The sequence below is a fragment of the Nocardioides convexus genome (genome assembly GCF_011090295.1).
The window spans coordinates 2,589,422-2,613,813 of record NZ_JAAMYA010000001.1; the positions used below are offsets into that span (position 1 = coordinate 2,589,422).

Sequence of the window (24,392 nt, forward strand, 5' to 3'; positions counted from 1 at the left end):
CAACCTCGACAGCAGCGCCTCCGCCGAGGTGCTCTCCTTCCTGCGCCACTCGGTGCGCGAGCCTGGGCCAGACCGTCGTCATGGTCACCCACGAGCTCGAGGCGGCCCGGTACGCCGACGACGTGGTCGTCCTCGCCGACGGCCGGATCACGAACCGGCTCACCGCCCCGAGCCGCGACGACCTGGTCGCCGCCCTCACCGTGGCCGGCGCCTGATGCGCACCGTCCTGCTCGCCTCCCTGCGCACCCACACCCGCCGGTACGGCGCCGCGCTGCTCGCGATCGTCGTGGGCGTCGTGCTGGTGCTGGTGACCGCCGCGCTCTCCTCCTCGGTCCGCGACGGGCTGACCTCCGGCCTCGCCGACCCCTACGACGGCGCCGACGCCGTCCTCGACCGCCCCTCCGCAGCGGACGCCGCGAAGCCTGATCGCCGCCGCGCCCGGGGACGGCGCCGACGCCTGGCTGGTCGGCTGGACCATGCAGCAGGCTCGCCCGCGACGGCCGGGTCGTGACCAGCGACGCCGACATCGGCCAGGTGCCGGACCGCCCCGAGCACCGGTGGCAGGACGTGGTGTCCGGCCGCTTCCCGCAGGGTCCCGGCGAGGCGCTGGTGGACAGCAACGCCGCGAAGGCCGACGACATCGCGATCGGCGACCGGCTGCGGATCGGCACCGGCACCCGGGCGCTCGACGTCCGGGTGGTGGGCCTCGCCGACTCGCCCTCGAACCACGCGGTGTCCTCGGTGTACCTCCTCTGGCCGGACCTGCGCCGCTGGGAGGACAGCCTCTACGTCGGCAGCGTGGCCTGGAGCGGTGGTGGTCACGACGCGGCCGCCTCCGCGATCCGTGCGGTCGTCCCGACCGCGGAGCCGGAGACCGTCGACGCCTTCGTCCAGGACCTCCAGCGCGACGTCAACAACGGCGTGGACGTGATCGCGATCATCGTGCTGCTCTTCACGACGGTGGCCCTGCTCGTCGCCGTGCTCGTCATCAACAACACCTTCACCATCCTCTTCGCCCAGCGCAGCCGGGACTTCGCGCTGCTGCGCTGCGTCGGCGCGACCCGGCGCCAGGTCGTCCGCTCGGTCCGGGTGGAGTCGCTCGCGCTGGGCATCATCGCCGCGGTCCTCGGCATCGTCGCGGGTCTGGGCGCGGGCCACGGGCTGGTCGCGCTCATCCACGCGCAGTGGCCCGGTGCCCGGCTCGGCGACGCGCACATCGGCGCCGGCTGGCTGCTGGCCGCCGCGGTGCTCGCGATCGGGGTGACCCTCGTCGCCGCCTGGCTGCCCACCCGCCGCGTCGTCCAGGTCAGCCCGTTGGCGGCGCTGCGGCCCGACGACAGCACCCGGGTGCGCACCACCACCGGCCGCCTGCGGATCGCGCTGGGAGTCCTCCTGCTCGGTGCCGGTACGGCGGCCCTGGCCCTCGCCGTCGCGACCGCCGCCCCGCCGCCGCTCGTCGCCGGAGGTGCCGCGGTCTTCCTCGGCGTGCTGATGCTCGGCCCGGTCGTCGTGCCCGCCCTCATCGGCGCCGCGGGCCGGCTCGCCGGGCGCCTGCTCGGGCCCTCGGGGCGCCTCGCCGCCGGCAACGCGGTCCGCAACCCGCGCCGCACCGCCGCGACCACCGCCTCGCTGCTCGTCGGGGTCACCCTCACCACAGCCGTGCTCACCGGGCTGGCCAGGCTCCCGCTCCGCGCTCGCCTCCGAGATGGACGACCAGCACCCGGTGGACCTCGCCCTGACCGGCGCGCGCCCGCTGCCGGCGGACGTCGTGCAGCAGGTGCGGGCCGTGCCGGGCGTCGCCGCGGCGACCCCGGTCAGCGGAGCCACCGCGCGGGTGCCGGGCCTGGACCCTCTGCCCGTCCTCGCCGTACCGGCCGACGACGGGGGTGTCCTGCACGGCGACCTCCCGGCACCCCGGCCCCGCGAGGTCGTGGTGCCGTGGGACGCCCTCGGCGACGGCGTCGCCGCCGGGGACCGGGTCGCGGTCACCGTCGGCGACCGGACCGAGCGGCTGCGCGTCGTCGGCGGTGAGGGCTGGGGCGACGCCGCCCTCGTCGCGCCCGCCACCCTGGCCCGGCTCGCACCCGAGGTGACGACCCATGCCGTGTGGGTGCGAGCCGACGACGGCGCGGACCCCGAGGATCTCGCCGGCTCCCTCGAGGCGATCGGCTCGCCGCTCGACGCCGGCGTGGAGAACGGTCTGGCTCAGCGCGCCTACGTCGACCTCCAGCCTGGACGTGCTCACCGGTGGTGTCGTCGGCCTGCTCGGCATCGCGGTCGTGATCGCGCTCGTCGGCATCGCCAACACCCTCGGCCTGTCCGTGCTCGAGCGCGGGCGCGAGCACGCCCTGCTGCGGGCACTCGGCCTCACCCGCCGCCAGGTACGACGCATGCTCGCCACCGAGGCCGTCCTGCTCGCCCTGGTGGCCACCCTGCTCGGCACCACCCTGGGCGTGACCTTCGCCTGGGCCGGCGTACGTGCGCTGGTGGAGCCGGTCGTCGACGGTGCCGGGTTGGTGCTGCCCTGGGCCGAGCCTGGCGGCGGTGGTGGGCGCCGCGACGCTGGCCGGGCTGGTCGCCGCCGTCCTGCCCTCGCGACGGGCGGCGAGGGTCGCCCCGGCCGCGGGGCTGGCCCTGGATTGAGACCGCGAGCGGCCGGTTCCCTGCTCGGGGGAACCGGCCGCTCGCTACGCTGCCCGGGTGAGTGACTGGGGGAAGGTCCGCCTGCACGTGGTCACGGGCAAGGGAGGCACCGGCAAGTCGACGGTCGCCTCCGCGCTCGCGCTCGCCCTCGCGACGCGGGGCAAGAACGTGCTGCTCTGCGAGGTCGAGGGACGTCAGGGCATCGCCCGGATGTTCGACGTCGAGCCGTTGCCCTACCAGGAGCGGCGGCTGACGACCGGCCTCCCGGATGCCGACGGCGGGCGCGGGATCGTGCACGCCCTGCACATCGACGCGGAGTCGGCGCTGCTGGAGTACCTCGCGATGTACTACCGCCTCGGCCGCGCCGGCCGTGCCCTCGACAAGTTCGGCGTGATCGAGTTCGCCACCACGATCGCGCCGGGCGTGCGCGACGTGCTGCTCACCGGCAAGGTCTACGAGGCGGTGCAGCGCAACAGCCGCAACAAGAACGCCATCGACTACGACGCCGTGGTGCTCGACGCGCCGCCCACCGGCCGGATCACCCAGTTCCTCAACGTGAGCAACGAGACTCGCCGGGCTGGCCAAGGTCGGCCCGATCAAGGCGCAGTCCGACACGATGATGACCCTCTTCCGCTCGCCCCGCACGGCGGTGCACCTGGTCACCGTGCTGGAGGAGATGCCGGTGCAGGAGACCGCCGACGGCATCGCCGAGCTTGCGCTCCGCCGGTCTGCCGGTCGGTGGAGTGGTCGTCAACCTGGTCCGTCCGCGCGACCTGTCCGCCGACCAGGCTCGCCGCCGCGCGGGCCGGCACCCTCGACCGGTCCGCCATCGAGACCGACCTGCGCGCGGGCGGGATCGAGGTCACCCCCGACCTGGTCGACGGGCTGGTCCAGGAGGCCGCCGAGCACGCCGAGCGGCGCGCTCTGGAGGACTCCCAGCGCAGCCTCGTGGCGGACCTGGGCGTGCCGTCGTACGAGCCTCCCGCAGATGGCGGGCGGCATCGACCTCGGCGGGCTCTACGAGCTCGCCGGACTCCTCCGAGAGCAGGGGATGGCATGAATCACCCCACCCGGTTCCGCACCTCCCCCGCAGCGCTCCTCCGGCGCACAACCGGGCGGGGACCCCGATGACCCGCAACACCAGCCGGGTGGGTCCCGCGACCAGCGGACGTGCCGGCACCCTCGACGTGGACGCCCTCCTGGACGACCCGCGCACCGGGATCATCGTGTGCTGCGGGTCCGGCGGCGTCGGCAAGACCACGACCAGCGCGGCGCTCGCGCTGCGGGCCGCCGAGCGCGGCCGCAAGGTCGTCGTGCTGACCATCGACCCGGCGCGCCGGCTCGCGCAGTCGATGGGCATCGAGGCGCTCGACAACACCCCGCGCCCGGTGACCGGCGTCGAGGGCACGGGCAGCCTCGACGCGATGATGCTCGACATGAAGCGCACCTTCGACGAGGTGGTGCTCTCCCAGGCCAGCCCGGAGAAGGCGAAGCAGATCCTCGCCAACCCCTTCTACATCGCCCTGTCGGGTCTCGTTCGCGGGCACGCAGGAGTACATGGCGATGGAGAAGCTCGGCCAGATCCATCGCGATGCCCAGGCATCGGGAACCTACGACCTGATCGTCGTGGACACCCCGCCCTCGCGCTCGGCGCTGGACTTCCTGGACGCCCCGGAGCGGCTGTCCAGACTTCCTCGACGGTCGCTTCGTGCGGCTGCTGCTCGCCCCTGCGCGCGGTCCGGCGAAGCCTGATGTCCGCCGGGCTGAGCATCATCACGAACTCGCTGACCAAGATCCTCGGCGCGCAGTTCCTCAAGGACCTGCAGACCTTCGTGACCGCGCTCGACACCGTCTTCGGCGGCTTCCGCCAGCGCGCGCAGCAGACCTACGCGCTGCTGAAGGCCGACGGCACGGCGTTCCTCGTCGTGGCGGCACCGGAGCCGGACGCGCTGCGCGAGGCGGAGTACTTCGTCGAGCGGCTCAGCGAGGACGACATGCCCCTGGCCGGGCTGGTCGTCAACCGGGCCAGCCCGGAGCCGGCGGGCACGCTGTCGGCCGAGGAGGCGACCACCGCCGCGGAGCGGCTGCGCCGCACGGGCGGTACGTCGGTCGCCGCCGGCCTGCTGCGGCTGCACGCCGACCGGGTCCGGATGGTGCTGCGCGAGCGCGCGCTGCGGGAGCGGTTCGCGACCGCCCACCCGCAGGTGGAGACGGTCGTCGTACCGGCTCTGGCAGGCGACGTGCACGACCTCGGCGGGCTCCGCCGGGTCGGCACGCTGCTCGCGGACGGCTCCTGAGGGAGCCGGCCGGTCAGACCGTCGCGGCGCCCTGCCGGTCGCGCGCGTCCTCGAGCACCTTGCGCCACGAGGCGCTCGGTCGGCGGCGGAGCAGCGCACGGCGCTCACGCTCCGTCATGCCGCCCCAGACGCCCCACTCGATCTGGTTGTCCAGCGCCTCGGCGAGGCACTCGGTGCGCACGGCGCAGCCCGAGCACACCTGCTTGGCCTTGTTCTGCTCGGCGCCCCGAACGAAAAGCCTGGTCCGGCTGCTCTTCACGGCAGGCGGCGCGCGGCGCCCAGTCGTCAACCCACATGTCAGTCCCCTTGTGGTTCCCACTCCGAGAAGCCAGCGCCCCCACAGCGCCTGGTCTTCTCGACCGGTTCAAAGTAAAGGACGGAGCACGGTTTCGACCACCGCTCATTGGGCCCAACCTGCGTAGTCACATCGGACTACGCCGAGGCGTGTGACCTGGCCCGCAGCGGCCATCGCGAATCGGGGCGTACCGGCCTGTCCCGTACCCTGGGCGCCATGTCCCGCACCCGGTTCGACGGGCTCCCGCCCGGCAAGATCGCCTCGCACCTCGGCGTCATGCTGCTGGTCGCCGCCGTCCTCGGGGTCGTCGTCTCCGGCCTCGCCATCCCGTTCGCGGGCGTCGCCGGCTTCACCGCACGCAACGTGGCCGACTCGGTCGACTCGCTGCCGCAGGAGCTCGAGACCGAGCAGGCTGCCGCAGCGCACCGAGATCCTCGACAAGTCCGGCAAGACGATCGCCACGCTCTACGACCAGAACCGGGTCAACGTCCCGCTCCGCCAGATCTCGCGCACCATGGTCCAGGCGATCGTGGCGATCGAGGACTACCGCTTCTACCAGCACGGCGCGCTCGACCTGAAGGGCACGTTGCGGGCGCTGCTCACCAACCAGGCGTCAGGCGGCGTCGCCCAGGGCGGGTCCTCGATCACCCAGCAGGCTGGTCAGGCTGACCCTGCTCAACCAGGCCGACACCGACGCCGAGCGCAAGGCGGCCACCGACGACACCTACGGCCGCAAGGCTCAGGAGGCTGCGCTACGCCATCGCCCTGGAGAAGCGGCACTCCAAGGACTGGATCCTCGAGCGCTACCTCAACACCGCCTACTTCGGCGACGGCGCCTACGGCGTCCAGGCCGCCGCGCAGCACTACTTCAGCACCAACGCCAAGGACCTCGACCTGCGCCAGGCCGCCCTGCTCGGTGGCCTCGTGCAGAGCCCCGAGGCCTACAACCCGACCCGGAACGCCCCGCAGGCCAAGGTGCGCCGCGACATCGTGCTGAACCGGATGGCGCAGACCAACGTCATCACCGACGCGCAGGCCGCCCAGGCCAAGGCGATGAAGGCTCGGCCTCAAGGTGCAGAACCAGCCCAACGGCTGCGCCAACTCGCGCGCGCAGTTCTTCTGCGACTACGTCGTGCGCTGGCTCAAGACCGACCCGGCCCTCGGTGCCACCGCCGCCGACCGCCAGCGGTTGATCTTCAACGGCGGCCTCACGATCAAGACCACGATCGACATGCGCGACCAGCGCGCCGCCCAGGAGGCCGTGGAGCGCAACGTCTACAAGGGCGACTCGGCGATCGGCGCGATCGCACTCGTCGAGCCCCGCTCGGGCAACGTCCGTGCGCTCGCGCAGTCGCGGCCGATGGGATCGAAGAAGGGCGAGACCTTCCTCAACTACACGGTCCCCCAGAAGTACGGCGACGCCGCCGGCTTCCAGCCCGGCTCGACGTTCAAGGCGTTCACCCTCACCGCCGCCATCAAGGAGGGCATCCCGCTGACGCGGACCTTCCCGGCGCCGAACCCGGGTGCGTTCCCGCTGAACGACTTCGAGACCTGCGACGGCCCCTACAGGAGCACCGAGGTCTGGACGCCGAAGAACTCGACGTCGTCATCGTCGAACCCCAACCTCTACGAGGGCACCCAGAAGTCGGTCAACACCTTCTTCGTCAACCTCGAGCGGGAGACCGGGATCTGCGAGCCGTGGAAGCCTGGCGCGGGCCATGGGCATCGAGTCTCAGCCCGAAGTGGCAGATCCCGTCGTTCACCCTGGGCGTCGCCAACGTGAGCCCCCTCGACATGGCGCAGGCCTACGCCACCTTCGCGGCCCGCGGCATCCACTGCGCGGCAAGGCCGGTCACGGAGATCGCCGACACCGACGGCAACGTGCTCAAGACCTACGACAAGTCCTGCTCCCAGGTCATCGCCAGCCCGATCGCCGACGCCGTCAACGACGTGCTCCGCGGCGTGATCGCGCCCGGCGGCTTCGGCGCCGCGCTCAGCCCCGGCGTCCCCGCCGCCGGCAAGACGGGGACGACGAACGGCAACCTGTCGGTGTGGTTCTCCGGCTACACGCCCAACCTCGCGGGCGCCTCGGTGGTGGCCGGGGTGAAGAAGAACGGCAACCAGGACACCCTCGACGGCAAGTCGATCGGTGGCTACGTCCGGGGATCGACCTCCGGCTCCACCACGGCCGGGCCGATCTGGGGCGACACCTTCAAGGCGATCGCCCAGTACCTGCCCGGCGACGACTTCGTCCGCCCCTCGTCGACCGACGTCGCGGGCCTGCTCGTCCCGGTGCCCTCGGTCGCCGGCAAGTCCTACGACGACGCCAAGGCGACCCTCGAGGGCCTCGGCTTCGACGTCGCCCGGGGCCCGATGGTCGACTCCGGCTACGCCCGGGGCCTGGTCTCCTACAGGCTCCCCCTCGGCCGGCACGGGCCTCGGCGCCGGCGACAGGGTGACGCTGTACCTCTCCGACGGGACACCCAAGGCGAAGGGCAAGCCGAAGGGCAACGGCAAGAAGCCCGGCCGGGGCAACGGGAACGGCAGAGGCAACGGCTAGCGGGGCGCCCAGACCTCGGTGAGGAACGCGCACGGGTAGGACGCGAGCGCGACCGGCCAGATCCACCACGGCCGCCCTGGCAGGAAGCGGTGCAGCACCGCGTTGACCGCGACGAACCCGCCGACGACGAGCGCCATCCCGGCGTAGCCGAAGGCGCGGGCGACGTCGGGGTCGGAGGTGTACGGCGGCACCCCGAGCAGGTCGCTGATCGTGTAGACTCGCGTACATCGCGGGCAGCAGGCCGAGATAGCCCAGCAGCACGTTGACCGCCGCGGTGAGGGCGATGACGCCGAGCACGCCCCACGTCCGCCGCACGGCCGTACGACGCGGCGCCGACCCGAGATCCGACATCGCGCTCAGCCCAGGCGGCGGCGTACCTCCGCGGCGACGGCCGCGCCGTCGGCGCGACCCTTCACCTGCGGGCTGACGATGCCCATCACCTTGCCCATCGCCTTCGGGCCTGCGCCCGCGGCGCCGGCCTGATCGACTGCGGCCTCGACGATGGCGGCGATCTCCTCCGGGCCGAGCCTGGGCGGGCAGGTAGTCCTGGATCACCGCGGCCTCGGCACGCTCCTTGGCGGCGCTCTCGGGGCGGTTGCCGTCCTCGAAGGCGACGGCGGCCTCACGGCGCTTCTTCGCCTCGCTGGCAAGCACGGTGAGCACCTCGTCGTCGGTGAGCTCCTTGGCGGTGGTGCCCGCGACCTCGGCGTTGGTGAGCGAGGTCAGGATCATCCGCAGGGTCGAGGAGCGGACCTCGTCGCGGGCCTTCATCGAGGTGGTGAGGTCGCTGCGCAGTCGGTCCTTGAGGGTGCTCATGCCTCGATTGTGCCCAACGGGTGTGAGACTGGCGCAATGGGTTTCGTCCGGCCACTGCTCCGCACCGCCGCGCTCGGTGGCCTCGCCGGGGCCGGGGTGACGTCGTACGCCCTGTGGGAGGCGCGGCAGTACACCCTGCGCCGTCACGACCTGCGCGTCCTCCCGCCCGGGATGCGGCCGCTGCGCGTGCTGCACCTCAGCGACATCCACATGACCCCCGGCCAGACCCGCAAGCAGGAGTGGCTGCGCTCGCTGGCCGCGCTCGAGCCGGACCTGGTCATCGACACCGGCGACAACCTCTCCCACCGCCACGCGGTTCCGGTCGTCCTCGACAGCCTCGGCCCGCTCCTCGACGTGCCCGGCGTGTTCGTGCACGGCTCGAACGACTACTTCGAGCCCGGTCTGCGCAACCCCTTCGCCTACCTGCTGCCCGACGACGGCAAGCGGCACACCCACGTCCCGCAGACTGCCCTGGCGCGACCTCACCGCCGGGTTCGCGGGCGCGGGCTGGCTCGACCTCACCAACCGCCGCACCACGCTGACGGTCGGCGAGACCACGCTCGCCTTCGCCGGTGTCGACGACCCCCACCTGTCCTACGACGACCTGGCCGCCGTCGCCGGGCCCGCCGACCCGGGAGCCGACGCCCGGCTGGCGGTGGCGCACGCGCCGTACCTGCGGGTGCTGGACCAGTTCGCCGCCGACGGGTACGACGCGATCGTGGCCGGGCACACCCACGGTGGCCAGGTGCGGCTGCCCCTGCCCGGTGGATCGCGCGCGTACGCCACCAACTGCGACCTCGACCCCGCCCGGGCCCGCGGGCTGCACCGCCACCCGGCGGACTCGCGTCCCGGCGATCCCGGCTCCGCGTGGCTGCAGGTCTCGGCGGGCATCGGCACCAACCCCTACACCCGGGTCCGGATCGCCTGCCGCCCCGAGGCGATCCTGCTCACCCTGCTACCGGCGGGCTGAGGGCTGATCGCTCCCCCGATTCCTGCTCGGGCACGGGCCTCGGCTATGCTCCACTGCTGGTGCTGGCTCCTCCGGGAGCCGGAGACCGGCGGGCTGTGGCGCAGGCTTGGTAGCGCGCCTCGTTCGGGACGAGGAGGCCGCAGGTTCAAATCCTGTCAGCCCGACCGCGGAGCAGGCGGATCCCCCTGGGGATCCGCCTGCTCGTCTTTTTCACCAGTTGACCAGCAGCCGATCTGCTGTCAGGTCGTGCCACACTTCCTCCATGTCTGACGAGCAGGACAAGTCGGAAGCTCAGCTTGGAGCCGCCCAAGCCTGTTCGGGCGGAAGAAGAAGCCGGCCGCTCCCGCCGGCGCTTCAAAGCCCGCGAAGCGTCCTGCCGCCAAGAAGTCCGCACCCGCCCCTGCCCCCGAGCCGGAGGTCGAGGAGACCGTCGTGGTCCCCGTGGAGGAGCCGGTCGACGAGCCCACCGTCGTCATCGAGGCGGAGCCCGAGCCCGAGCCGGAGCCCGAACCCGAGCCGGAGCCCGAAGCCGAGCCGGAGCCCGAACCGGAGCCCGAACCCGAACCCGAACCGGAGCCCGAACCGGAGCCCGAACCCGAGCCCGAACCGGAGCCCGAGCCCGAACCCGAGCCCGAACCCGAGCCCGAGCCCGAACCCGAGCCGGAGCCCGAAGCCGAGCCGGAGCCCGAACCGGAGCCCGAACCCGAGCCCGAACCGGAGCCGGAGCCCGAACCCGAGCCCGAACCCGAGCCCGAACCCGAGCCGGAGCCCGAACCCGAGCCGGTTGCCGCCGCCGCGGCGCCGACGCCGAAGCCGGCTCCCCAGCGCGCCCCGAAGCCGAAGCCGGCCCCGCGGCCGGCGGTCGTCGAGGTCGAGCCCGAGCCGGTCAGCGACAGCGCCCTGGAGGATGCCGAGATCGCGGCGCTCGCCACGGGCGGGCCGCTGCTGTCGGCGTACCGCGCCGCGGCCCTCACCGGCCTCGTCGTCGGCGCGGCGATGGTCGTGCTGACGTGGCTCTCGTTGCGCGGCTGCGAGGCGGTGCGCGGGACGTCGTCGTGCGGCGGCGGGCCCGGGTTCCTGCTGCTGGTCGCGACCTTCGCGCTGTGCGTGCTGCTCGGCAGTCAGCCTGCTCAAGACCTTCCAGATCCCCGACCCGGGCAGCAGCAGGCTTCCTGGCGGTGGGACTGGTGGCCGTGGTGGCGCTGCTGTTCCTCATCGACCACCTGGACCACTGGTCGATGCTGATCGTGATCCCGGTGCTGGCCATCGGCGGGTACCTCGCCTCGGTCTGGGTGACCAAGACCTTCGTCGAACCCGTCGACACCTGAGCGTGACAGCGCGCGCAGGCATCGTCGTCACGGGCACCGAGGTGCTCACCGGTCGCGTCGTCGACCGCAACGGGCCGTGGCTGGCCGAGCGGCTGCGGGAGCCTGGGCGTGGACGTCGGCCGCACCGTCGTGGTCGGCGACCGGCGCGAGGACCTCGCGGCGGCGCTGCGCTTCCAGACTCGCCGACCACGACCTGGTGCTGACCAGCGGTGGTCTCGGGCCGACGGCCGACGACCTCACCACCGAGGTGGTCGCGCAGGTGCAGGGGCGCGCGCTGCACGTCGACGAGGGCCTGGCCGAGCGGATCGGAGCGGTCGTCGCCGGTACTCAACGCCCGCCGCGGGTGGAGCCCGCCGGCCGAGGCCACCCGGCACAGCGTGCGCAAGCAGGCGCTGGTGCCCGAAGGGGCGAGCATCCTCCCGCCCGTCGGTACGGCGCCCGGTCTCGTCGTACCCGGTCCCGGCGCACCGGTCGTGGTGCTCCCCGGGCCGCCGGGCGAGCCTGCAGCCGATGTGGCCCGCCGCCCTCGCCACCGCACCGGTCCGGGCGGTGCTGGAGCGGGCCGAGGAGCCTGCGCCAGGCCGAGGTCCGGATCTGGGGGCCGCCCGAGTCCGAGCCTGGCCGCCCTGCTCCGGGCCCACGAGGAGGCGCACGGCGGGTTGGAGGACGCCGGGCTCGAGGTCACCACCTGCGTGCGCGACGGCGAGACTCGAGGTGGTCACCCGCTACCGCCCCGCCGCCGCCGCTGCCTACGACGGTCTGCGCGCAGCGCTGCACGAAGCCTTCGGCGCCCAGGTGTACGCCGACGACGGCCGCAGCCTCGACGACGTGGTCGCCGGTCTCCTGCTCGCCCGGCAGGCCACGATCGCGACCGCGGAGTCCTGCACGGCCGGCCTCCTGGCGGGGCGGCTGGCGGACCGGGCCGGCTCCTCGGCGTACCTGGTCGGTGGGTTCGTGACCTACGCGAACGCCGCGAAGACCGCCGGACTCGGCGTTCCCGCCAGGCTGATCGATGAGCAGGGCGCGGTCAGCCGCGAGGTCGCCGAGGCCATGGCTCGCGGCGCCCGCGAACGCCTCGGCACGACGCTCGGCGTCGGGGTCACCGGCATCGCCGGGCCCGGCGGCGGCAGCGCGGAGAAGCCGGTCGGGCTGGTCCACCTCGCCGTCGACGTCGACGGCGTCACCCACCACCGGGAGGCTCCGGCTGAGCGGCGACCGGGGCGCCGTACGACGCCGTACCGTCGTCGCGGCCCTGCACCTGGTGCGGACCGCGCTGGAGCGGCCGGGCACCATGGAGGAGTGACCGCCTCTCTCGCCGACCCGATCCAGGCTCGCGCACGGCCCGGCGTGGGCCAACCGCTTCGCGCTGGCCCCGCTGACGAACATCCAGAGCAATCCCGACGGCACGCTCGGCGAGGACGAGTACGCCTGGCTGGTGGCCCGCGGACGCGGCGGCTTCGGCCTCACGATGACCTGCGCCGCCTTCATCAGCCCGGCGGGGCGGGCCTGGAACGGCCAGGCTCGGCATCTCCGACGACAGCCAGTCGCCGGGTCTGCAGCGGCTCGCCGAGGGCCTGCGCGCCACCGGCACCCGCTCCTCGGTGCAGGCTCCACCACGGCGGCCGGCGCTCCGACGCGAGCCTGCACGGCGGTCCGAACGAGTGCCCCTGGGACCAGCCCGACAAGGACGCCGTCGCGCTGAGCACCAGCGGCGTCGAGCGCGTCATCGAGGAGTTCGTGCAGGCGGCGGTCCGTGCCGAGCGGGCCGGCTTCGACGGGGTCGAGGTGCACGGCGCCCACGGGTACCTCATCGGGCAGTTCCTCGACGCCCGCTCCAACCATCGCGAGGACGGCTACGGCGGCGACTTCGACGACCGCGTCCGGATGCTGCTGGAGGTCCTCGAGGGGATCCGGCAGAGCACCGGCCCGGACTTCCAGGCTCGGGCTCCGGCTCACCCCGGAGGGCTACGGCATCACCCTGCCCGAGGGCCGCGAGGCCGCCCGGCGCGTGCTCGCCACCGGCCACCTCGACTACCTCGACATGTCGCTGTGGGACGTCTTCATGCAGCCGCGCGGCGAGGGCCACGAGGGCCTGCTGATCGAGCACTTCACCGACCTGCCCCGCCACGGCGCGGCGCTGGGCGTCGCCGGCAAGGTGATCTCGGCGGCGGACGCGCGCTGGTGCCTGGAGCGGGGCGCGGACGTGGTGACCGTCGGCACCGGTGCGATCCTGCACCACGACTTCGCGGCCCGGGCGATCGCCGACCCGGACTTCCGGGTGCGCGAGCGCCCGGTCCCGCGGGAGGTGCTCCGCGGCGAGCACGTCAGCCCGCAGTTCATCGACTACCTCGCCGCCGGCTGGGACGACCTGGTCGCCTGAGTGGGGGCCGGTCAGCGCGAGGAGGCGATGAGACTCCGCGATCTGCACCGTGTTGAGGGCCGCCCCCTTGCGCAGGTTGTCGTTGGAGACGAAGAGCGCGAGCCCGCGGTCGTCGTCGACACCCGGGTCCCGACGGATCCGGCCGACGTACGACGGGTCCTTGCCCGCCGCGGCGAGCGGGTTCGGGATGTCGGCGAGACTCGACACCGGGAGCGTTCGCGAGCAGACTCACGCGCCCGCTCCGGCGTCAGCGACCGCTCGAACTCGGCGTTGATCGCGAGCGAGTGGCCGGTGAAGACCGGCACCCGCACGCAGATCCCGGAGACCCGCAGGTCGGGCAGGCCGAGGATCTTGCGCGACTCGTTGCGGAGGCTTCTGCTCCTCGTCGGTCTCGCCCTGGCCGTCGTCGACGAGGTTCCCGGCGAAGGGCAGCACGTTGTAGGCGATGGTCTCCTTGTAGACCCCCGGCTCGGGGAAGGCGACCGCCTCGCCGTCGTAGGCCAGGCTCCTTGGCCTTGTCGCCGGCCGCCGCGATGCCGGTCGAGAGCCTCCTCGACACCGGCGATGCCCGAGCCCGACACGGCCTGGTACGTCGAGGCGATCAGCCGCACCAGCCCGGCCTCCTCGTGCAGCGGCTTGAGCACGGGCATGGCGGCCATCGTGGTGCAGTTCGGGTTGGCGATGATCCCGCGGCCCGCCGCGATCACCTCGGCGGCGGCCTCCGGGTTGACCTCGGAGACGACCAGCGGGATGGCCGGGTCCTTGCGGAAGGCCGAGGAGTTGTCGACCACGATCACGCCGGCGTCCACGAAGCGGGGCACCAGCGCACGCGAGGCGGTGGCGCCGGCGGAGAAGAGCGCGACGTCGAGCCCGGACGGGTCGGCGGTCTCGGCGTCCTCGACGACGACCTTGCGGTCACCGAACTGGAGCACCTTGCCGGCCGAGCGGGCGGAGGAGAAGAACCGGATCTCGCCGACCGGGAAGTCCCGCTCGAGGAGGATCTGGCGCATGGCGACGCCGACCTGCCCGGTGGCGCCGACGACGCCGATGTTGATGCTCATCGGCCGGTCCCTCCGTACACGACGGCCTCGATCTCGTCCGAGCCGAGGTCGAAGGCGGCGTGCGCGGCGTTGACGGCCGCCTCCACCTGGGTCTCGGCGACGACGACGGAGACCCGGATCTCGGAGGTGGAGATCATCTCGATGTTGACCCCGGCCTCCGAGAGCGCCTCGAAGAAGCGCGCGGAGATGCCCGGGGAGGAGACTCATGCCGGCGCCCACGATGGAGACCTTGCCGACGCTGTCGTCGTAGAGCAGCGACTCGAAGCCGACCGACTCCTGCAGGCGCGAGAGCGCGGTCATGGCGGTCTGCCCCTCGCCCGCGGGCAGGGTGAAGGAGATGTCGGTGAGGCTGGTCGCGGCGGCGGAGACGTTCTGCACGATCATGTCGATGTTGATCTGCGTCTCGGCGACCGCGCGGAAGATCGCGGCCGCCTCGCCCGGCTTGTCGGGGACCCCGACCACGGTGATCTTGGCCTGGCTGCGGTCGTGCGCGACGCCGGTGATGATCGCGGCTTCCATGGGGTTCTCCTCCGAAACGACGTCCTCGGCCTTGACGACCCAGGTGCCCTCCTTCTCGGAGAAGGAGGAGCGGACGTGGATGGGCATGTCGTAGCGGCGGGCGTACTCGACGCACCGCAGGTGCAGGATCTTGGCGCCCTGCGCGGCCATCTCCAGGGTCTCCTCGTAGGAGATCCGCGGCACCTTGCGGGCGTGCGGCTCGATCCGCGGGTCGGCGGTGAAGATGCCGTCCACGTCGGAGTAGATCTCGCACACGTCGGCGCGCAGGGCCACCGCGAGCGCGACGGCGGTCGTGTCCGAGCCGCCCCGGCCGAGCGTGGTGATGTCCTTGGTCGTCTGCGAGACGCCCTGGAAGCCGGCCACGATCGCGATCGCGTCCTGGGCGATCGCGGCCTCGATCCGGCCCGGCGTGACGTCGATGATCTTCGCCTTGCCATGGGCGGCGTCGGTGATCACCCCGGCCTGGGAGCCGGTGAACGAGCGCGCCTCGTGGCCGAGGTTCTGGATCGCCATCGCGAGGACGGCCATCGAGATCCGCTCGCCCGCCGTCAGCAGCATGTCGAGTCTCGCGGGCCGGCGGGAGCGGGGAGACCTCGTTGGCGAGGTCGATCAGGCTCGTCCGTCGTGTCGCCCATCGCGGAGACGACGACCACCACCTGGTGGCCCGCCTTCTTGGTGTTGACGATGCGCTGCGCGACGCGCTTGATCCCGGCGGCATCGGCGACCGACGAGCCGCCGTACTTCTGCACGACAATGCCCACGAGGGACTCACTCCTGGCTGACGGGGAAGGGACACGGCCCCTGCCACATCGGGACCAGGCCCGATTCTACGGGCGCGGGCTAGCCGTTTTCGGCGCTGTCCAGCACGGCGGACGCCGCCTGGACCAGGCTCCAGGCTCCTGCGTCGTGTCGAGGTCGACGTCCAGCCGGTCGTGGGCGACCACGGAGAGCAGCGCGTTCATCGTCGAGCCGGCGAGCCCGCCCCACGAGGAGACGTAGGAGAACTGCCACCACCACAGCGCCTCCTCGACGTCGCCCGCCTCGTAGTGGCGCACGCCCACGGCGAGGTCGGCCGCGATGCTGGTGAGGTCGTCGGAGATCAGGCCCTCGATGACCTCGGGCTGGTAGGGCTCGAAGAGCGCGGAGTAGGTGTCCAGTCTCGCCCAGCAGCCCGGCGAGTCTGCAGGCGCAGGCTCGTCGATGTCGTCGGGGTCCGGCCCGTCGTCGGGCTGGTACTCCTCGCGCGGCGCGAAGTCGCGGTGCACACCCAGCCGGGCACCGGTCAGCGCGATCTGGCTGATCTGGAGGAGCAGCAGGGAGACCGCCTGCCCGCCCGTCGCCTCCGCCGCGACCACGCGCAGCCCGTCGAGGAACGAACGGACCGACGCCGCGATGTCGTCGGCGAAGCGCACCGTCTCCGTCTCGACCGCGATCAGGGCCTCCAGGGCCGCGAGACCCGGGAGCCTGCTCACCGGTGGTGTTGTCGCTCATGTTGCTGCCTGCCTTCCCACGAATGCCCGTCCGAGAGTGACCTCGTCGGCGTACTCCAGGTCTCCTCCCACCGGCAGTCCACTGGCCAAACGCGTCACGCGCAAGCCCAGGGGCCCCAGCATCCGGGTGAGGTACGTCGCGGTGGCCTCCCCCTCGAGGTTCGGATCGGTCGCCAGGATCACCTCGGTGACCGTGCCGTCGCCGAGCCGGGTGAGCAGGCTCACGGATGTGCAAGCTGCTCCGGTCCGATGCCGTCGATCGGCGAGATCGCGCCGCCCAGCACGTGGTAGCGGCCGCGGAACTCGCGTGTCCGCTCGATCGCCACCACGTCCTTGTACTCCTCCACGACGCACAGCACGCTCGGGTCCCGGCGGGGGTCGCGGCAGATCCGGCACTGGTCGTCCTCGGCGACGTTGAAGCAGATCGAGCAGAACTTCACCTTGTCCTTGACCTCGATCAGCACGTCCGCCAGGCGTCGTACGTCGACCGGGTCGGCCTGCAGCAGGTGGAACGCGATCCGCTGGGCGCTCTTGGGACCCACACCCGGCAGGCGGCCGAGACTCGTCGATGAGGTCCTGGACGACGCCTTCGTACATCGCGAGGCCCTAGAAGCCGAGCTGACCGGGCGCCTGGCCCGGTCCGCCCAGACCCGGCAGGCCGCCACCCAGGTCGGGCAGGCCGCCGGCCAGCGGGCCGAGGCTCTCCTGGGCCAGCGCGTCGGCCTTGGCACGGGCGTCGCGGAAGGCCGCGACGACGAGGTCGCCCAGGTCGGCGAGCGCGTCCGGGTCGGTGCTGTCGAGGGCGTCCGGGGTGATCGTGACGGCGGTCAGGCTCGCCGGAGCCGGTGAGGGTCACCGTGACGGCGCCGCCCGCGACGCTGCCCTCGACCTTCGTCTCGGCGAGGCGCTCCTGGGCGTCCTGGGTCTGCTCCTGCATCTGCTGGGCCTGCTGCAGCAGGGCGTTCAGGTCGAGGCCGCCGCCACCGGCGAGTGCGTCGAACGGGTTCTGGCTCATGGTCGTCTCTTCTCTGGCTGCGGGTCTCGGGTGGGGGTCCGGCGCGGCTCAGCCGCCGCGCGGGATCTCCTCGATCATCTGCGCGCCCAGGCTCACGGGCGAGCAGACTCGGCGCTGGACTCGGCGTCGACCTCGGCGTCATCGAGGTCCACGTGGGCGTCGGGGTCGACGGGCGGCTCCTCGGCCCGCTCCTCCTCGCGGGCCTGGATGTCGGCCATCCGCGGGCGCCGCGGCGTGGGCTCCGCCTCGGTCTCCTCGCCCGGGACCGCCCAGGGCGGCGGGTCGTCGGACGCCGTGGGCGCGGCCGGCTCCCCGCGAGGGGCCGGCGCGGGCTCGGCCGCCGGTGCGGCGGGGGCCGGTGGCCGGGCGCCCGGGTCGGCGGCGGGGTCGATGATCGCGTCGATGCGGACCTCGATGCCGATCTCGTCGATGACGGCCTGCTGCACGATCTCGGCGTGCCCGCCGGACTCGAAGGACCGGCGCGGCCCGTCGGCCTGGAAGCCCAGCGCGAGCACCGTGCCGTCCAGGCTCACCACCTGGGCGTTCTGCGTCAGGTGGATCCAGGTGACCCGCTTGACCGCCTTGACCCGGTCGATGACCGAGGGCCACAGGCGTCGTACGTCGACCAGGGTGAGCCCGCCCGCGCTGGCCTGCTGCGGGGCCGGCTCCGGCGTGGGCTCGGGCTGCGGCGTCCGCTGGGGTGCGGGCTGCGGCGTCGGCTGCGGCGTCGGCTGCGGCGTCGGCTCGGGCTGCGGCGCGGGGATGACCGCGATCGGCTCCGGCTCGACCGGCACCACCGGGTCGGGCGCGACGGGGGCGGCCGGCTCGGGCGGGGGCGTGCGCTGCGGGCCCGGCCGGTCCTCGACCCGCTCGGGCGCGGCACGCTCGGCCCGCGACGGGGCCGGGCGGTCCTGGGCCGGCGCGGCGGGGGCGACGGGCGGAGCGGACTCCGCGGACGTCGTACCGCTGATGGCGGCCCGGCGCTCCAGGCGGTCCAGCCGGGCGAGCACGCCCTCGGTGGTGTGGTCGGCGGCGGGCAGCAGGATCCGCGCGCAGATCGGCTCCAGCAGCAGCCGGGGCGCGGTGGCGCCGCGCATGTCGGTGAGCCCGGCCGCGACCAGGTCGGCGGCCCGGGTCAGCTCGCCGCGGCCGAAGGAGGTCGCCTGGGCGACGAGACGGTCGGCCTGGTCGCCGGAGACGTCGAGCAGTCCGGAGGCGGCGGCATCGGGCACGGCGGAGATGATCACCAGGTCGCGCAACCGGCGCAGCAGGTCCTCGGTGAACCGGCGCGGGTCCTGGCCGGTCTCGATCACCTTGTCGACGACCCCGAAGACGGCCGAGCCGTCGCCGCTGGCGAAGGCGGAGACGACGTCGTCGAGCAGGGTGTCCGGGGTGTAGCCCAGCAGGCCGCTGGCCAGGCTCGTAGGTCACGCCCTGCGGCCCGGCCCCGCCCAGCAGCCTGGTCGAGCACCGAGAGGGTGTCGCGGGCCGAGCCCGCGCCGGCGCGGACCACCAGCGGCAGCGCGGCCGGCTCGATGGCGACGCCCTCGCGCTCGCAGAGCCTCGGTGAGGTAGGTCGTCAGCAGCCGCGGCGGGATGAGCCGGAACGGGTAGTGGTGGGTGCGCGAGCGGATGGTCGGGATGACCTTCTCCGGCTCGGTGGTGGCGAAGATGAACCGCAGGTGCGGCGGCGGCTCCTCCACCAGCCTTGAGCAGGGCGTTGAAGCCCTGCGTCGTCACCATGTGTGCCTCGTCGATGATGTAGACCTTGTAGCGGCTCTTCACCGGCGCGAAGAACGCCTTCTCCCGCAGGTCCCGGGCATCGTCCACGCCACCGTGCGAGGCGGCGTCGATCTCGATCACGTCGATCGAGCCCGGGCCGTTGCGCTCCAGGTCGCGGCAGGCTCTCGCACTCCCCGCAGGGGTCGGCGATCGGGGCCTTCTCGCAGTTGAGCGCCCGCGCGAGGATCCGGGCGCTGGTGGTCTTGCCACAGCCGCGCGGGCCCGAGAAGAGATAGGCGTGGTTGACCCGGTTGCCCGCGAGCGCCGAGCGCAGCGGCTCGGTCACGTGCTCCTGGCCGATCACCTCGGCGAAGGTCTCGGGCCGGTAGCGGCGGTAGAGCGCGAGCGGGGAGTCCACCCCTGAACACTAACCAGCGGCCCCGACAGCGCACAGGCGGGCAGGGCCGTCGGCTGGGCGCCGAAAAAGCAAGAGGCCCCCCGCGCACCCGACAGAGCCTCACTTACCCTTGCTGCCTTCCGGCCCTGGGGGAGTTGGGCGAGATGCCGCCGCACGGGGGTTGGCCTCACTCTAGAGGATGCCCGCCGCCCACCCGAACTCCGGGCGCTCGCGCCGGTCACCGCCGAGCCAGGCGATTTCCGGGTGCCGGTCACCGACCGGTAACCTCCTCCGCGGAGGTATCGCCTAGTGGCCTATGGCGCACGGCTGGAATCCGTGTTGGGTTAACGCCCTCGGGGGTTCGAATCCCCCTACCTCCGCCGGTACGAACGGCGCCGACCTGCGGGTCGGCGCCGTTCGTCGTCCCGGCTCAGAACCAGGCGTCCCGCATCTCCAGGGCGGTCAGGTCGCCTGCGGCCAGCAGGTCGAGCATCGGCGTGATCTTGGGCAGGCTCGGTGCGGAAGAAGTACGCCGCCGCCTGCCGCTTGCCGTCGTAGAAGTCGCCGGTCTGCGTGCCCGCGACGAGCGCCTGCTCCAGCCAGAGCCAGGCGACGACGAGGTGCCCCGCCGCCTCCAGGTACGTCGTGGCGTTGGCCAGCACCTGGTCCGGCTCCCCCAGCCCGGCGAGCCCGAGGGTCACCTCGCCGAAGCGGTCGAGCCTGTGCCTTGAGCCGGTCGGCCCAGTTCGAGGGCTGGCCACCGGCCTCACGCCCGCGGGCGATGGTGGCCTCCATCCGGGCGGCCAGGAGCATCAGCGCCGCGCCGCCGTCGAGGAGCACCTTGCGGCCGAGCAGGTCCATCGCCTGGATGCCGTGCGTGCCCTCGTGGATGGGGTTGAGCCGCTGGTCGCGCCAGTGCTGCTCGACGTCGTGGTCGCGGGTGTAGCCGGCGCCGCCGAGCACCTGGATCGCCAGCGAGGTGCTCTCCTGGCCCCACTGCGAGGGCCAGGACTTCACGATCGGGGTGAGCACGCCGAGCAGGCTTCGCCGCCTCGGCGCGCTCCTCCTCGGTGGGCGCGGTCTTCTCGTCGTCGAGCAGGCGGGCGCAGTAGAGGGTGAGCGCGAGCGCTCCCTCGACGTACGACTTCTGGGCGAGCAGCATCCGGCGCACGTCGGTGTGCTCGACGATGGGCACCTGGGCGGTGGTGACGTCACCGCCGACGGCGCGGCCCTGCGGACGCTCACGGGCGTAGGCGAGGGACTTGAGATAGGCGGCGTACGCCGTGCCGGTGGCGCCCGTGCCGACGCCGAGCCGGGCGGCGTTCATCATGTGGAACATGTAGCGCAGGCCCTGGTGCGGCTCACCGACGAGGTAGCCGACCGCGCCGGGCGCACCGCCCGGCGTGAACGCGCCGCTGCCGAAGACCGGGGCGGTGTTGACCGTGCCCCGGGAGCCGAGCCTGTGGTTGATCCCGGTGATCGCGACGTCGTTGCGCTCGCCGAGACTGCCGTCGTCCTCCACCAGGAACTTGGGGACCACGAACAGCGAGATCCCCCCTCGTCCCCGCCGGCGCCTCGGGCAGGCGGGCGAGGACCAGGTGCACGATGTTCTCGGCGAGTCTCGTGGTCGCCGCCGGAGATCCACATCTTGGTGCCGGTGATCCGGTAGGCGTCCCCGTCGGGGACAGCACGGGTGGTGATGTCGCCCAGCGAGTCTGCCGGCGTGCGCCTCCGACATCGCCATGGTCCCGAACCAGCGCCCCTCCAGCATCGGCCGCACGAAGCGGGACCGCAGGCTCCTCCGAGCCGTGCTGGTGCAGCAGGGCGGCGTTGGCCTGGGTGAGGAAGGCGTAGCAGATGGTGCCGATGTTGGCGGCGGTGAACCAGGTGGCCGCGGCGGTGCCGACGGTCGAGGGGAGCTGGAGACCACCCGCCTCGGCGTCCGCACCGAGCGCGAAGCCGTCCATCTCGGCGAAGCGGCGCAGCGCCTCGCCGATCTCCGGCAGCACGGTGACGGTGGTGCCGTCGAAGGACGGCTCCTGCTCGTCGCTGGCGCGGAAGTGCGGTGCGAAGTGCTCGGTGGCGAGTTTGCTCGCTCAGGCTCCAGCAGCGCGTCGAAGGTCTCGCGCGAGTGCTCGGCGAAGCGCTCGCGCTCGGTGAGCGCGGTGACGTCGAGCCACTCGTGCAGCAGGAACGAGAGGTTGCGGGCCGACAGCAGGTTCGAGGTCACGGGAGCCAATGCTACTCGACCGTAGTATTAGCTGTCAGCGCCGGCGCCGGGCGAGCACCGGCCGCAGCACGAGCAGCACGACGAGCGCACCACCGCCCGCCAGACCCCACCAGACGGCGTCCTTGCGGGTGCCGGCGAGCCTGGTCGGCGCGCTCGGGCGGGACCTCCCCGCGTCGTACGGGCGTGGCGAACGGGGACTCCTCCCCCAGCGCCTCCACCGGACGCTGCAGCGCCTCGACCGCCTGGACCATGCCGTGCCCGGTGAGCGGGCTGGCGTCGCCGTTGCCCGACGCGGTGCCTTCCAGCCGTGCGCGCAGGCTGGTCGGCGGTGTCGGTGCGGTGGACCGACCAGACCAGTGCGGCGACCCCGGCGACCTCGGCCGCGGCCCAGGACGTCGACGGGTCGCTCACCAGGCAGTAGCCGCCCTGGACGCCCAGGGAGAACGAGCCGACACCGGGTGCGGCCAGGTCCACGCCGGAGCCTGCGCAGGGCGGTGCCCGCCGCTCCGGGGCTGGAGATGCCGACCGAGATGACATCCTCGTCCGCCGCCGGCCACACGTCGGCCGCGGCGTCCTCCCCCGCGCGCTGCTGTCCGGCGTAATCCTGCAGGAAGCCGGTCTTGGCCTGCGGGCGGTCACCCGCCGGCGCGATGATCAGGGCGCCGTTGGTGTGCAGCCGATCGATCTCGGTGCGCAGGCTGCGCCGAGCCGCGGACGGCGGTCGGGATGAGCACGATCGTGCGCGGGCCTGCCGGGATCGTGCGCAGGCTGCGCCACCAGGCCCTCCGGCGTCGGCGGCTTCTCGCCGTCCTTGGCCGCACCCTCGGGAGCGTCGTAGAAACGCCGGACGCTGATCCCGGCGGCCGGGGCGATGCCGATGGCGACGGGCGGCGTCTTCTGAGGACTGCCGACCACGATGCCGGCGGCGGTCAGGCCGTGCGTGCTCGTCAGGTCGGCGTACCTCCTGGAGTCGAAGTCCGCCACGCTGGTGTCGACCACGACCACGTTGACGCCCTGGCCCGGAGCGCGGCTGGCCGCGGCGGCGATCCGGGTCGCGGCAGGGATCTGCAGGCTCCTCGCTGGCGACGTTCGGGCCGGTGACCGTCGACCGGTCGCGGTCGTCGGGTCCGATCGAGGCGCACTCGGGGTTCTCCGCGGCGACGGCCGGCGGGCCGGGCAGCACCAGCGGGCTCGCCGCGAGCGCGAGCGCGACGGCGAGGGCGCGCGGCCTCACGAGCACGTCGGACCGGCCGGCTTCCGGGCGTCCTGGGTCGGCGTCCGCGGCGGGCAGAGCGCGTCCAGGATCGACAGGTCAGGACCGGGGGTGAACAGCTGCACCCACGAGACCGGTACGACGACCGGGGGGACCGACTTGTAGCCGAGGTTCTCGACCTCGGTCGGCCCCGCCACGGAGTAAGCTTGCGGCCGCCGTCGTCGACCAGCGCGACGGTGCCGCCGTCGGTGGCGCCCCAGTCGGCGGAGCGCACCAGCGCGCCGTAGCCGGGCTCGACGACGACCTTGCGCTGCCCGGCGGCGACGTCGCCGCCGAGCGGCGACCCGGTGGGCACGGTGGCCAGGCGCACGGCAGGCTCGGTGCCCTTGCCGGTCTCCAGGCTGGCCGCAGACCGTGTCGGTCGCCGCGGCGGAGCGCTGCACCCGGGTCTCCGGCCACGACGAGTCGCGGTAGGGCGCGGCCACCGCCTTGAACGGCGGGTCGGTGGTGGTCGCCTGGAGTGCTCGCGGCAGCCGCTTCCCGGCCATGGTGTGCTGCAGGACGGTGAAGGCGAAGTCGGTCAGCGGCGCGAACCCGGCGCCGGTGTAGACGTAGCGGGTGTCGCCCCGCTCGACGTAGTCACCCACCTGGGCGCCCGCGGCGTAGCCGGGCAGGGTGACCGGCCGGCTCCAGGCTCGGGATGCCCAGCCCCTTGGCGGACAGGTCGCCGCCGGGCGGGAAGAGCGCGAGCCAGGCGTCCGGGACGGTGATCTCGTCGGTGGTGTCGAGGTGGAGCTCGGCGTCGAGGGCGTCGTTGTCGGCCATGAGGTAGCGGTAGGCACGCACCGGGTGGTCGGGCACCTCGGCCTCGGCGATGAGGTAGCGGGCCTTGCTCTCCTCCGCCCGCACCACGAACCCGATCCCCGAGGCACGCTGCACCTCCGGGTCCGTGCGGACGTCGGCCTGCAGGCCGCCGCCGTCGGTGGTGCACGCGACCCAGCCCGAGTTGATCAGGTGGTCGGCGGCGGGCACCGTCGCGGGCGCGTCGAGGATCCCGATCGAGGGACCCTTGCGCTGGGTGGCGAGGGTCTTGTCGGGCACGCTCTTGGTCTTCGCGTCGGCACCGAGGATGAGGCGGGCCGAGGTCACGTTGATGACGGGCCGCAGGGTCGCCTGGCCCGCGGACTGCTCGTCGCTGAGGATGACGTAGAGCGCACCGTGGTCGTCGGTGACCAGGCCCGGGCTGCTCCAGTCGACGGGCGGGCGCTTGGTGAGCGCGCCGGCCACCGCGGCACCGGCGATGAGCAGCACGGCGAGCGCCACGCCGCCCACGATCATCCGGCCCGGGCGGGCCGGCTCGACCTCACGGCCACCGGGGGCGCCGGACACGAAGGCCGTGACCAGCCGGCGCCGGCTGAATGAGTACGCCTCGACGAGGTCCTTCTTGGTCGCCATC

At 73.2% G+C, this 24,392-nt stretch carries 23 protein-coding genes, 2 tRNA genes, 1 other RNA gene and 8 pseudogenes; 14 read left to right on the forward strand and 20 right to left on the reverse strand.

All coding sequences use genetic code 11. The features are described 5' to 3' along the window. The first annotated feature begins 214 nt into the window (after positions 1–214). From G5V59_RS19465 to G5V59_RS19485, 5 genes are all read left to right on the forward strand, one after another. Entirely contained in the window at positions 215–511 is a 297-nt protein-coding gene (locus G5V59_RS19465; RefSeq protein ID WP_278257546.1) for a hypothetical protein, read from the forward strand. After that, positions 508–2,031 carry an ABC transporter permease gene (locus tag G5V59_RS19470; protein ID WP_278257547.1) on the forward strand — a complete coding sequence of 508 codons (1,524 nt, stop codon included), beginning with the start codon at positions 508–510 and terminating at the stop codon, positions 2,029–2,031. The genes G5V59_RS19465 and G5V59_RS19470 overlap by 4 nt, the downstream gene beginning before the upstream one ends. Before the next feature lie 68 nt (positions 2,032–2,099). Beyond that, positions 2,100–2,708: an ABC transporter permease gene (locus G5V59_RS19475; RefSeq protein ID WP_278257548.1), complete on the forward strand. Its 609-nt coding sequence runs from the start codon at positions 2,100–2,102 to the stop codon at positions 2,706–2,708. Beyond that, positions 2,701–3,774, forward strand: coding sequence for an ArsA-related P-loop ATPase (locus G5V59_RS19480; protein WP_278257549.1), 1,074 nt, complete (start codon positions 2,701–2,703; stop codon positions 3,772–3,774). The genes G5V59_RS19475 and G5V59_RS19480 overlap by 8 nt, the downstream gene beginning before the upstream one ends. After that, a complete protein-coding gene (locus G5V59_RS19485; RefSeq protein ID WP_278257550.1) occupies positions 3,771–4,940 on the forward strand; it encodes an ArsA-related P-loop ATPase in 1,170 nt (389 codons plus the stop codon). Before G5V59_RS19480 ends, G5V59_RS19485 begins: the two co-directional genes overlap by 4 nt. Positions 4,941–4,953: 13 nt before the next feature. Here the strand turns inward: G5V59_RS19485 and G5V59_RS19490 are convergent, their stop codons facing one another. Then, positions 4,954–5,199, reverse strand: coding sequence for a WhiB family transcriptional regulator (locus G5V59_RS19490; protein WP_278257551.1), 246 nt, complete (start codon positions 5,197–5,199; stop codon positions 4,954–4,956). A gap of 187 nt (positions 5,200–5,386) precedes the next feature. Here G5V59_RS19490 and G5V59_RS19495 point away from each other — a divergent pair, with 187 nt between their 5' ends. The 3 genes from G5V59_RS19495 (at position 5,387) to G5V59_RS19505 (ending at position 8,061) form a co-directional block, all read left to right on the forward strand. Further along, positions 5,387–6,232, forward strand: a complete 846-nt coding sequence (locus G5V59_RS19495; RefSeq protein WP_278257552.1) for a transglycosylase domain-containing protein — start codon at positions 5,387–5,389, stop codon at positions 6,230–6,232. Between the two features lie 75 nt (positions 6,233–6,307). After that, positions 6,308–7,018 (forward strand): penicillin-binding transpeptidase domain-containing protein, encoded by a 711-nt coding sequence (locus G5V59_RS19500; protein WP_278257553.1) that lies wholly within the window; start codon positions 6,308–6,310, stop codon positions 7,016–7,018. Then, positions 7,015–8,061: a penicillin-binding transpeptidase domain-containing protein gene (locus G5V59_RS19505; protein WP_278257554.1), complete on the forward strand. Its 1,047-nt coding sequence runs from the start codon at positions 7,015–7,017 to the stop codon at positions 8,059–8,061. The genes G5V59_RS19500 and G5V59_RS19505 overlap by 4 nt, the downstream gene beginning before the upstream one ends. 90 nt (positions 8,062–8,151) lie before the next feature. Here G5V59_RS19505 and G5V59_RS37195 read toward each other — a convergent pair whose 3' ends face one another. After that, on the reverse strand, positions 8,152–8,307 hold the full coding sequence (locus tag G5V59_RS37195) for a GatB/YqeY domain-containing protein (protein ID WP_341351265.1): 156 nt from the start codon (positions 8,305–8,307) through the stop codon (positions 8,152–8,154). 76 nt (positions 8,308–8,383) lie between these two features. Further along, positions 8,384–8,611, reverse strand: a pseudogene (locus G5V59_RS37200) (GatB/YqeY domain-containing protein); the annotation flags it as partial. Positions 8,612–8,647: 36 nt separating this feature from the next. On the opposite strand from G5V59_RS37200, the gene G5V59_RS19515 reads away from it, so the two are divergent. The 5 genes from G5V59_RS19515 (at position 8,648) to G5V59_RS19535 (ending at position 13,345) form a co-directional block, all read left to right on the forward strand. After that, on the forward strand, positions 8,648–9,694 hold the full coding sequence (locus G5V59_RS19515) for a metallophosphoesterase (protein ID WP_278257555.1): 1,047 nt from the start codon (positions 8,648–8,650) through the stop codon (positions 9,692–9,694). Next, positions 9,671–9,745, forward strand: a tRNA-Pro gene (locus G5V59_RS19520). The genes G5V59_RS19515 and G5V59_RS19520 overlap by 24 nt, the downstream gene beginning before the upstream one ends. A gap of 268 nt (positions 9,746–10,013) precedes the next feature. Then, a complete protein-coding gene (locus G5V59_RS19525) occupies positions 10,014–10,826 on the forward strand; it encodes a hypothetical protein (RefSeq protein ID WP_278257556.1) in 813 nt (270 codons plus the stop codon). An 85-nt stretch (positions 10,827–10,911) separates the two neighbouring features. After that, entirely contained in the window at positions 10,912–11,112 is a 201-nt protein-coding gene (locus tag G5V59_RS19530; protein ID WP_278257557.1) for a molybdopterin-binding protein, read from the forward strand. Next, positions 11,039–13,345: a nicotinamide-nucleotide amidohydrolase family protein gene (locus G5V59_RS19535; protein WP_278257558.1), complete on the forward strand. Its 2,307-nt coding sequence runs from the start codon at positions 11,039–11,041 to the stop codon at positions 13,343–13,345. The genes G5V59_RS19530 and G5V59_RS19535 overlap by 74 nt, the downstream gene beginning before the upstream one ends. 70 nt (positions 13,346–13,415) lie before the next feature. On the opposite strand, the pseudogene G5V59_RS19540 reads toward G5V59_RS19535, so the two are convergent. From G5V59_RS19540 to ffs, 11 genes and pseudogenes are all read right to left on the reverse strand, one after another. After that, a pseudogene (locus G5V59_RS19540) lies at positions 13,416–13,496 on the reverse strand (hypothetical protein); the annotation flags it as partial. After that, positions 13,478–14,350 (reverse strand): annotated as a pseudogene (locus G5V59_RS19545) (aspartate-semialdehyde dehydrogenase); the annotation flags it as partial. The pseudogenes G5V59_RS19540 and G5V59_RS19545, both read right to left, overlap by 19 nt. Continuing rightward, positions 14,347–15,630 (reverse strand): annotated as a pseudogene (locus G5V59_RS19550) (aspartate kinase). The pseudogenes G5V59_RS19545 and G5V59_RS19550, both read right to left, overlap by 4 nt. A 66-nt stretch (positions 15,631–15,696) precedes the next feature. After that, the gene (locus G5V59_RS19555) at positions 15,697–16,341 is read right to left on the reverse strand and encodes a DUF5063 domain-containing protein (RefSeq protein WP_278257559.1); all 645 of its coding nucleotides are present in this window, start codon (positions 16,339–16,341) and stop codon (positions 15,697–15,699) included. Between the two features lie 15 nt (positions 16,342–16,356). Beyond that, a pseudogene (gene recR / locus G5V59_RS19560) lies at positions 16,357–16,956 on the reverse strand (recombination mediator RecR). A gap of 9 nt (positions 16,957–16,965) precedes the next feature. After that, a pseudogene (locus tag G5V59_RS19565) lies at positions 16,966–17,374 on the reverse strand (YbaB/EbfC family nucleoid-associated protein). A gap of 92 nt (positions 17,375–17,466) precedes the next feature. Further along, complete coding sequence (locus G5V59_RS19570; RefSeq protein WP_341351266.1) at positions 17,467–18,780, reverse strand: hypothetical protein; 1,314 nt, start codon at positions 18,778–18,780, stop codon at positions 17,467–17,469. Then, on the reverse strand, positions 18,684–18,887 hold the full coding sequence (locus G5V59_RS19575) for a hypothetical protein (RefSeq protein ID WP_278260317.1): 204 nt from the start codon (positions 18,885–18,887) through the stop codon (positions 18,684–18,686). Before G5V59_RS19575 ends, G5V59_RS19570 begins: the two co-directional genes overlap by 97 nt. Positions 18,888–19,141: 254 nt before the next feature. Beyond that, a pseudogene (locus G5V59_RS19580) lies at positions 19,142–19,366 on the reverse strand (hypothetical protein); the annotation flags it as partial. Beyond that, positions 19,338–19,514: pseudogene (locus tag G5V59_RS37205) on the reverse strand (ATP-binding protein); the annotation flags it as partial. The pseudogenes G5V59_RS37205 and G5V59_RS19580, both read right to left, overlap by 29 nt. A 71-nt stretch (positions 19,515–19,585) precedes the next feature. Continuing rightward, positions 19,586–19,677, reverse strand: an RNA gene (gene ffs / locus G5V59_RS19590) — signal recognition particle sRNA small type. Between the two features lie 111 nt (positions 19,678–19,788). Between ffs and G5V59_RS19595 the strand changes: the two genes are divergently transcribed. Beyond that, positions 19,789–19,873 (forward strand) — tRNA-Ser (locus G5V59_RS19595). Here G5V59_RS19595 and G5V59_RS19600 read toward each other — a convergent pair. The 6 genes from G5V59_RS19600 to G5V59_RS19625 all read right to left on the reverse strand — a co-directional run bounded on the left by G5V59_RS19600 (position 19,865) and on the right by G5V59_RS19625 (position 24,391). Next, a complete protein-coding gene (locus G5V59_RS19600) occupies positions 19,865–20,263 on the reverse strand; it encodes an acyl-CoA dehydrogenase C-terminal domain-containing protein (protein ID WP_341350986.1) in 399 nt (132 codons plus the stop codon). The genes G5V59_RS19595 and G5V59_RS19600 overlap by 9 nt on opposite strands. After that, the gene (locus G5V59_RS19605) at positions 20,260–20,973 is read right to left on the reverse strand and encodes an acyl-CoA dehydrogenase family protein (RefSeq protein WP_278259949.1); all 714 of its coding nucleotides are present in this window, start codon (positions 20,971–20,973) and stop codon (positions 20,260–20,262) included. The genes G5V59_RS19600 and G5V59_RS19605 overlap by 4 nt, the downstream gene beginning before the upstream one ends. Further along, a complete protein-coding gene (locus G5V59_RS19610) occupies positions 20,855–21,502 on the reverse strand; it encodes a hypothetical protein (protein ID WP_278257560.1) in 648 nt (215 codons plus the stop codon). The genes G5V59_RS19605 and G5V59_RS19610 overlap by 119 nt, the downstream gene beginning before the upstream one ends. A 255-nt stretch (positions 21,503–21,757) precedes the next feature. Next, entirely contained in the window at positions 21,758–22,957 is a 1,200-nt protein-coding gene (locus G5V59_RS19615; RefSeq protein WP_278257561.1) for a hypothetical protein, read from the reverse strand. Beyond that, complete coding sequence (locus G5V59_RS19620; RefSeq protein WP_278257562.1) at positions 22,954–23,583, reverse strand: type VII secretion protein EccB; 630 nt, start codon at positions 23,581–23,583, stop codon at positions 22,954–22,956. Before G5V59_RS19620 ends, G5V59_RS19615 begins: the two co-directional genes overlap by 4 nt. Continuing rightward, positions 23,576–24,391, reverse strand: a complete 816-nt coding sequence (locus tag G5V59_RS19625) for a type VII secretion protein EccB (protein ID WP_278257563.1) — start codon at positions 24,389–24,391, stop codon at positions 23,576–23,578. The genes G5V59_RS19620 and G5V59_RS19625 overlap by 8 nt, the downstream gene beginning before the upstream one ends. Position 24,392 lies beyond the last annotated feature (1 nt).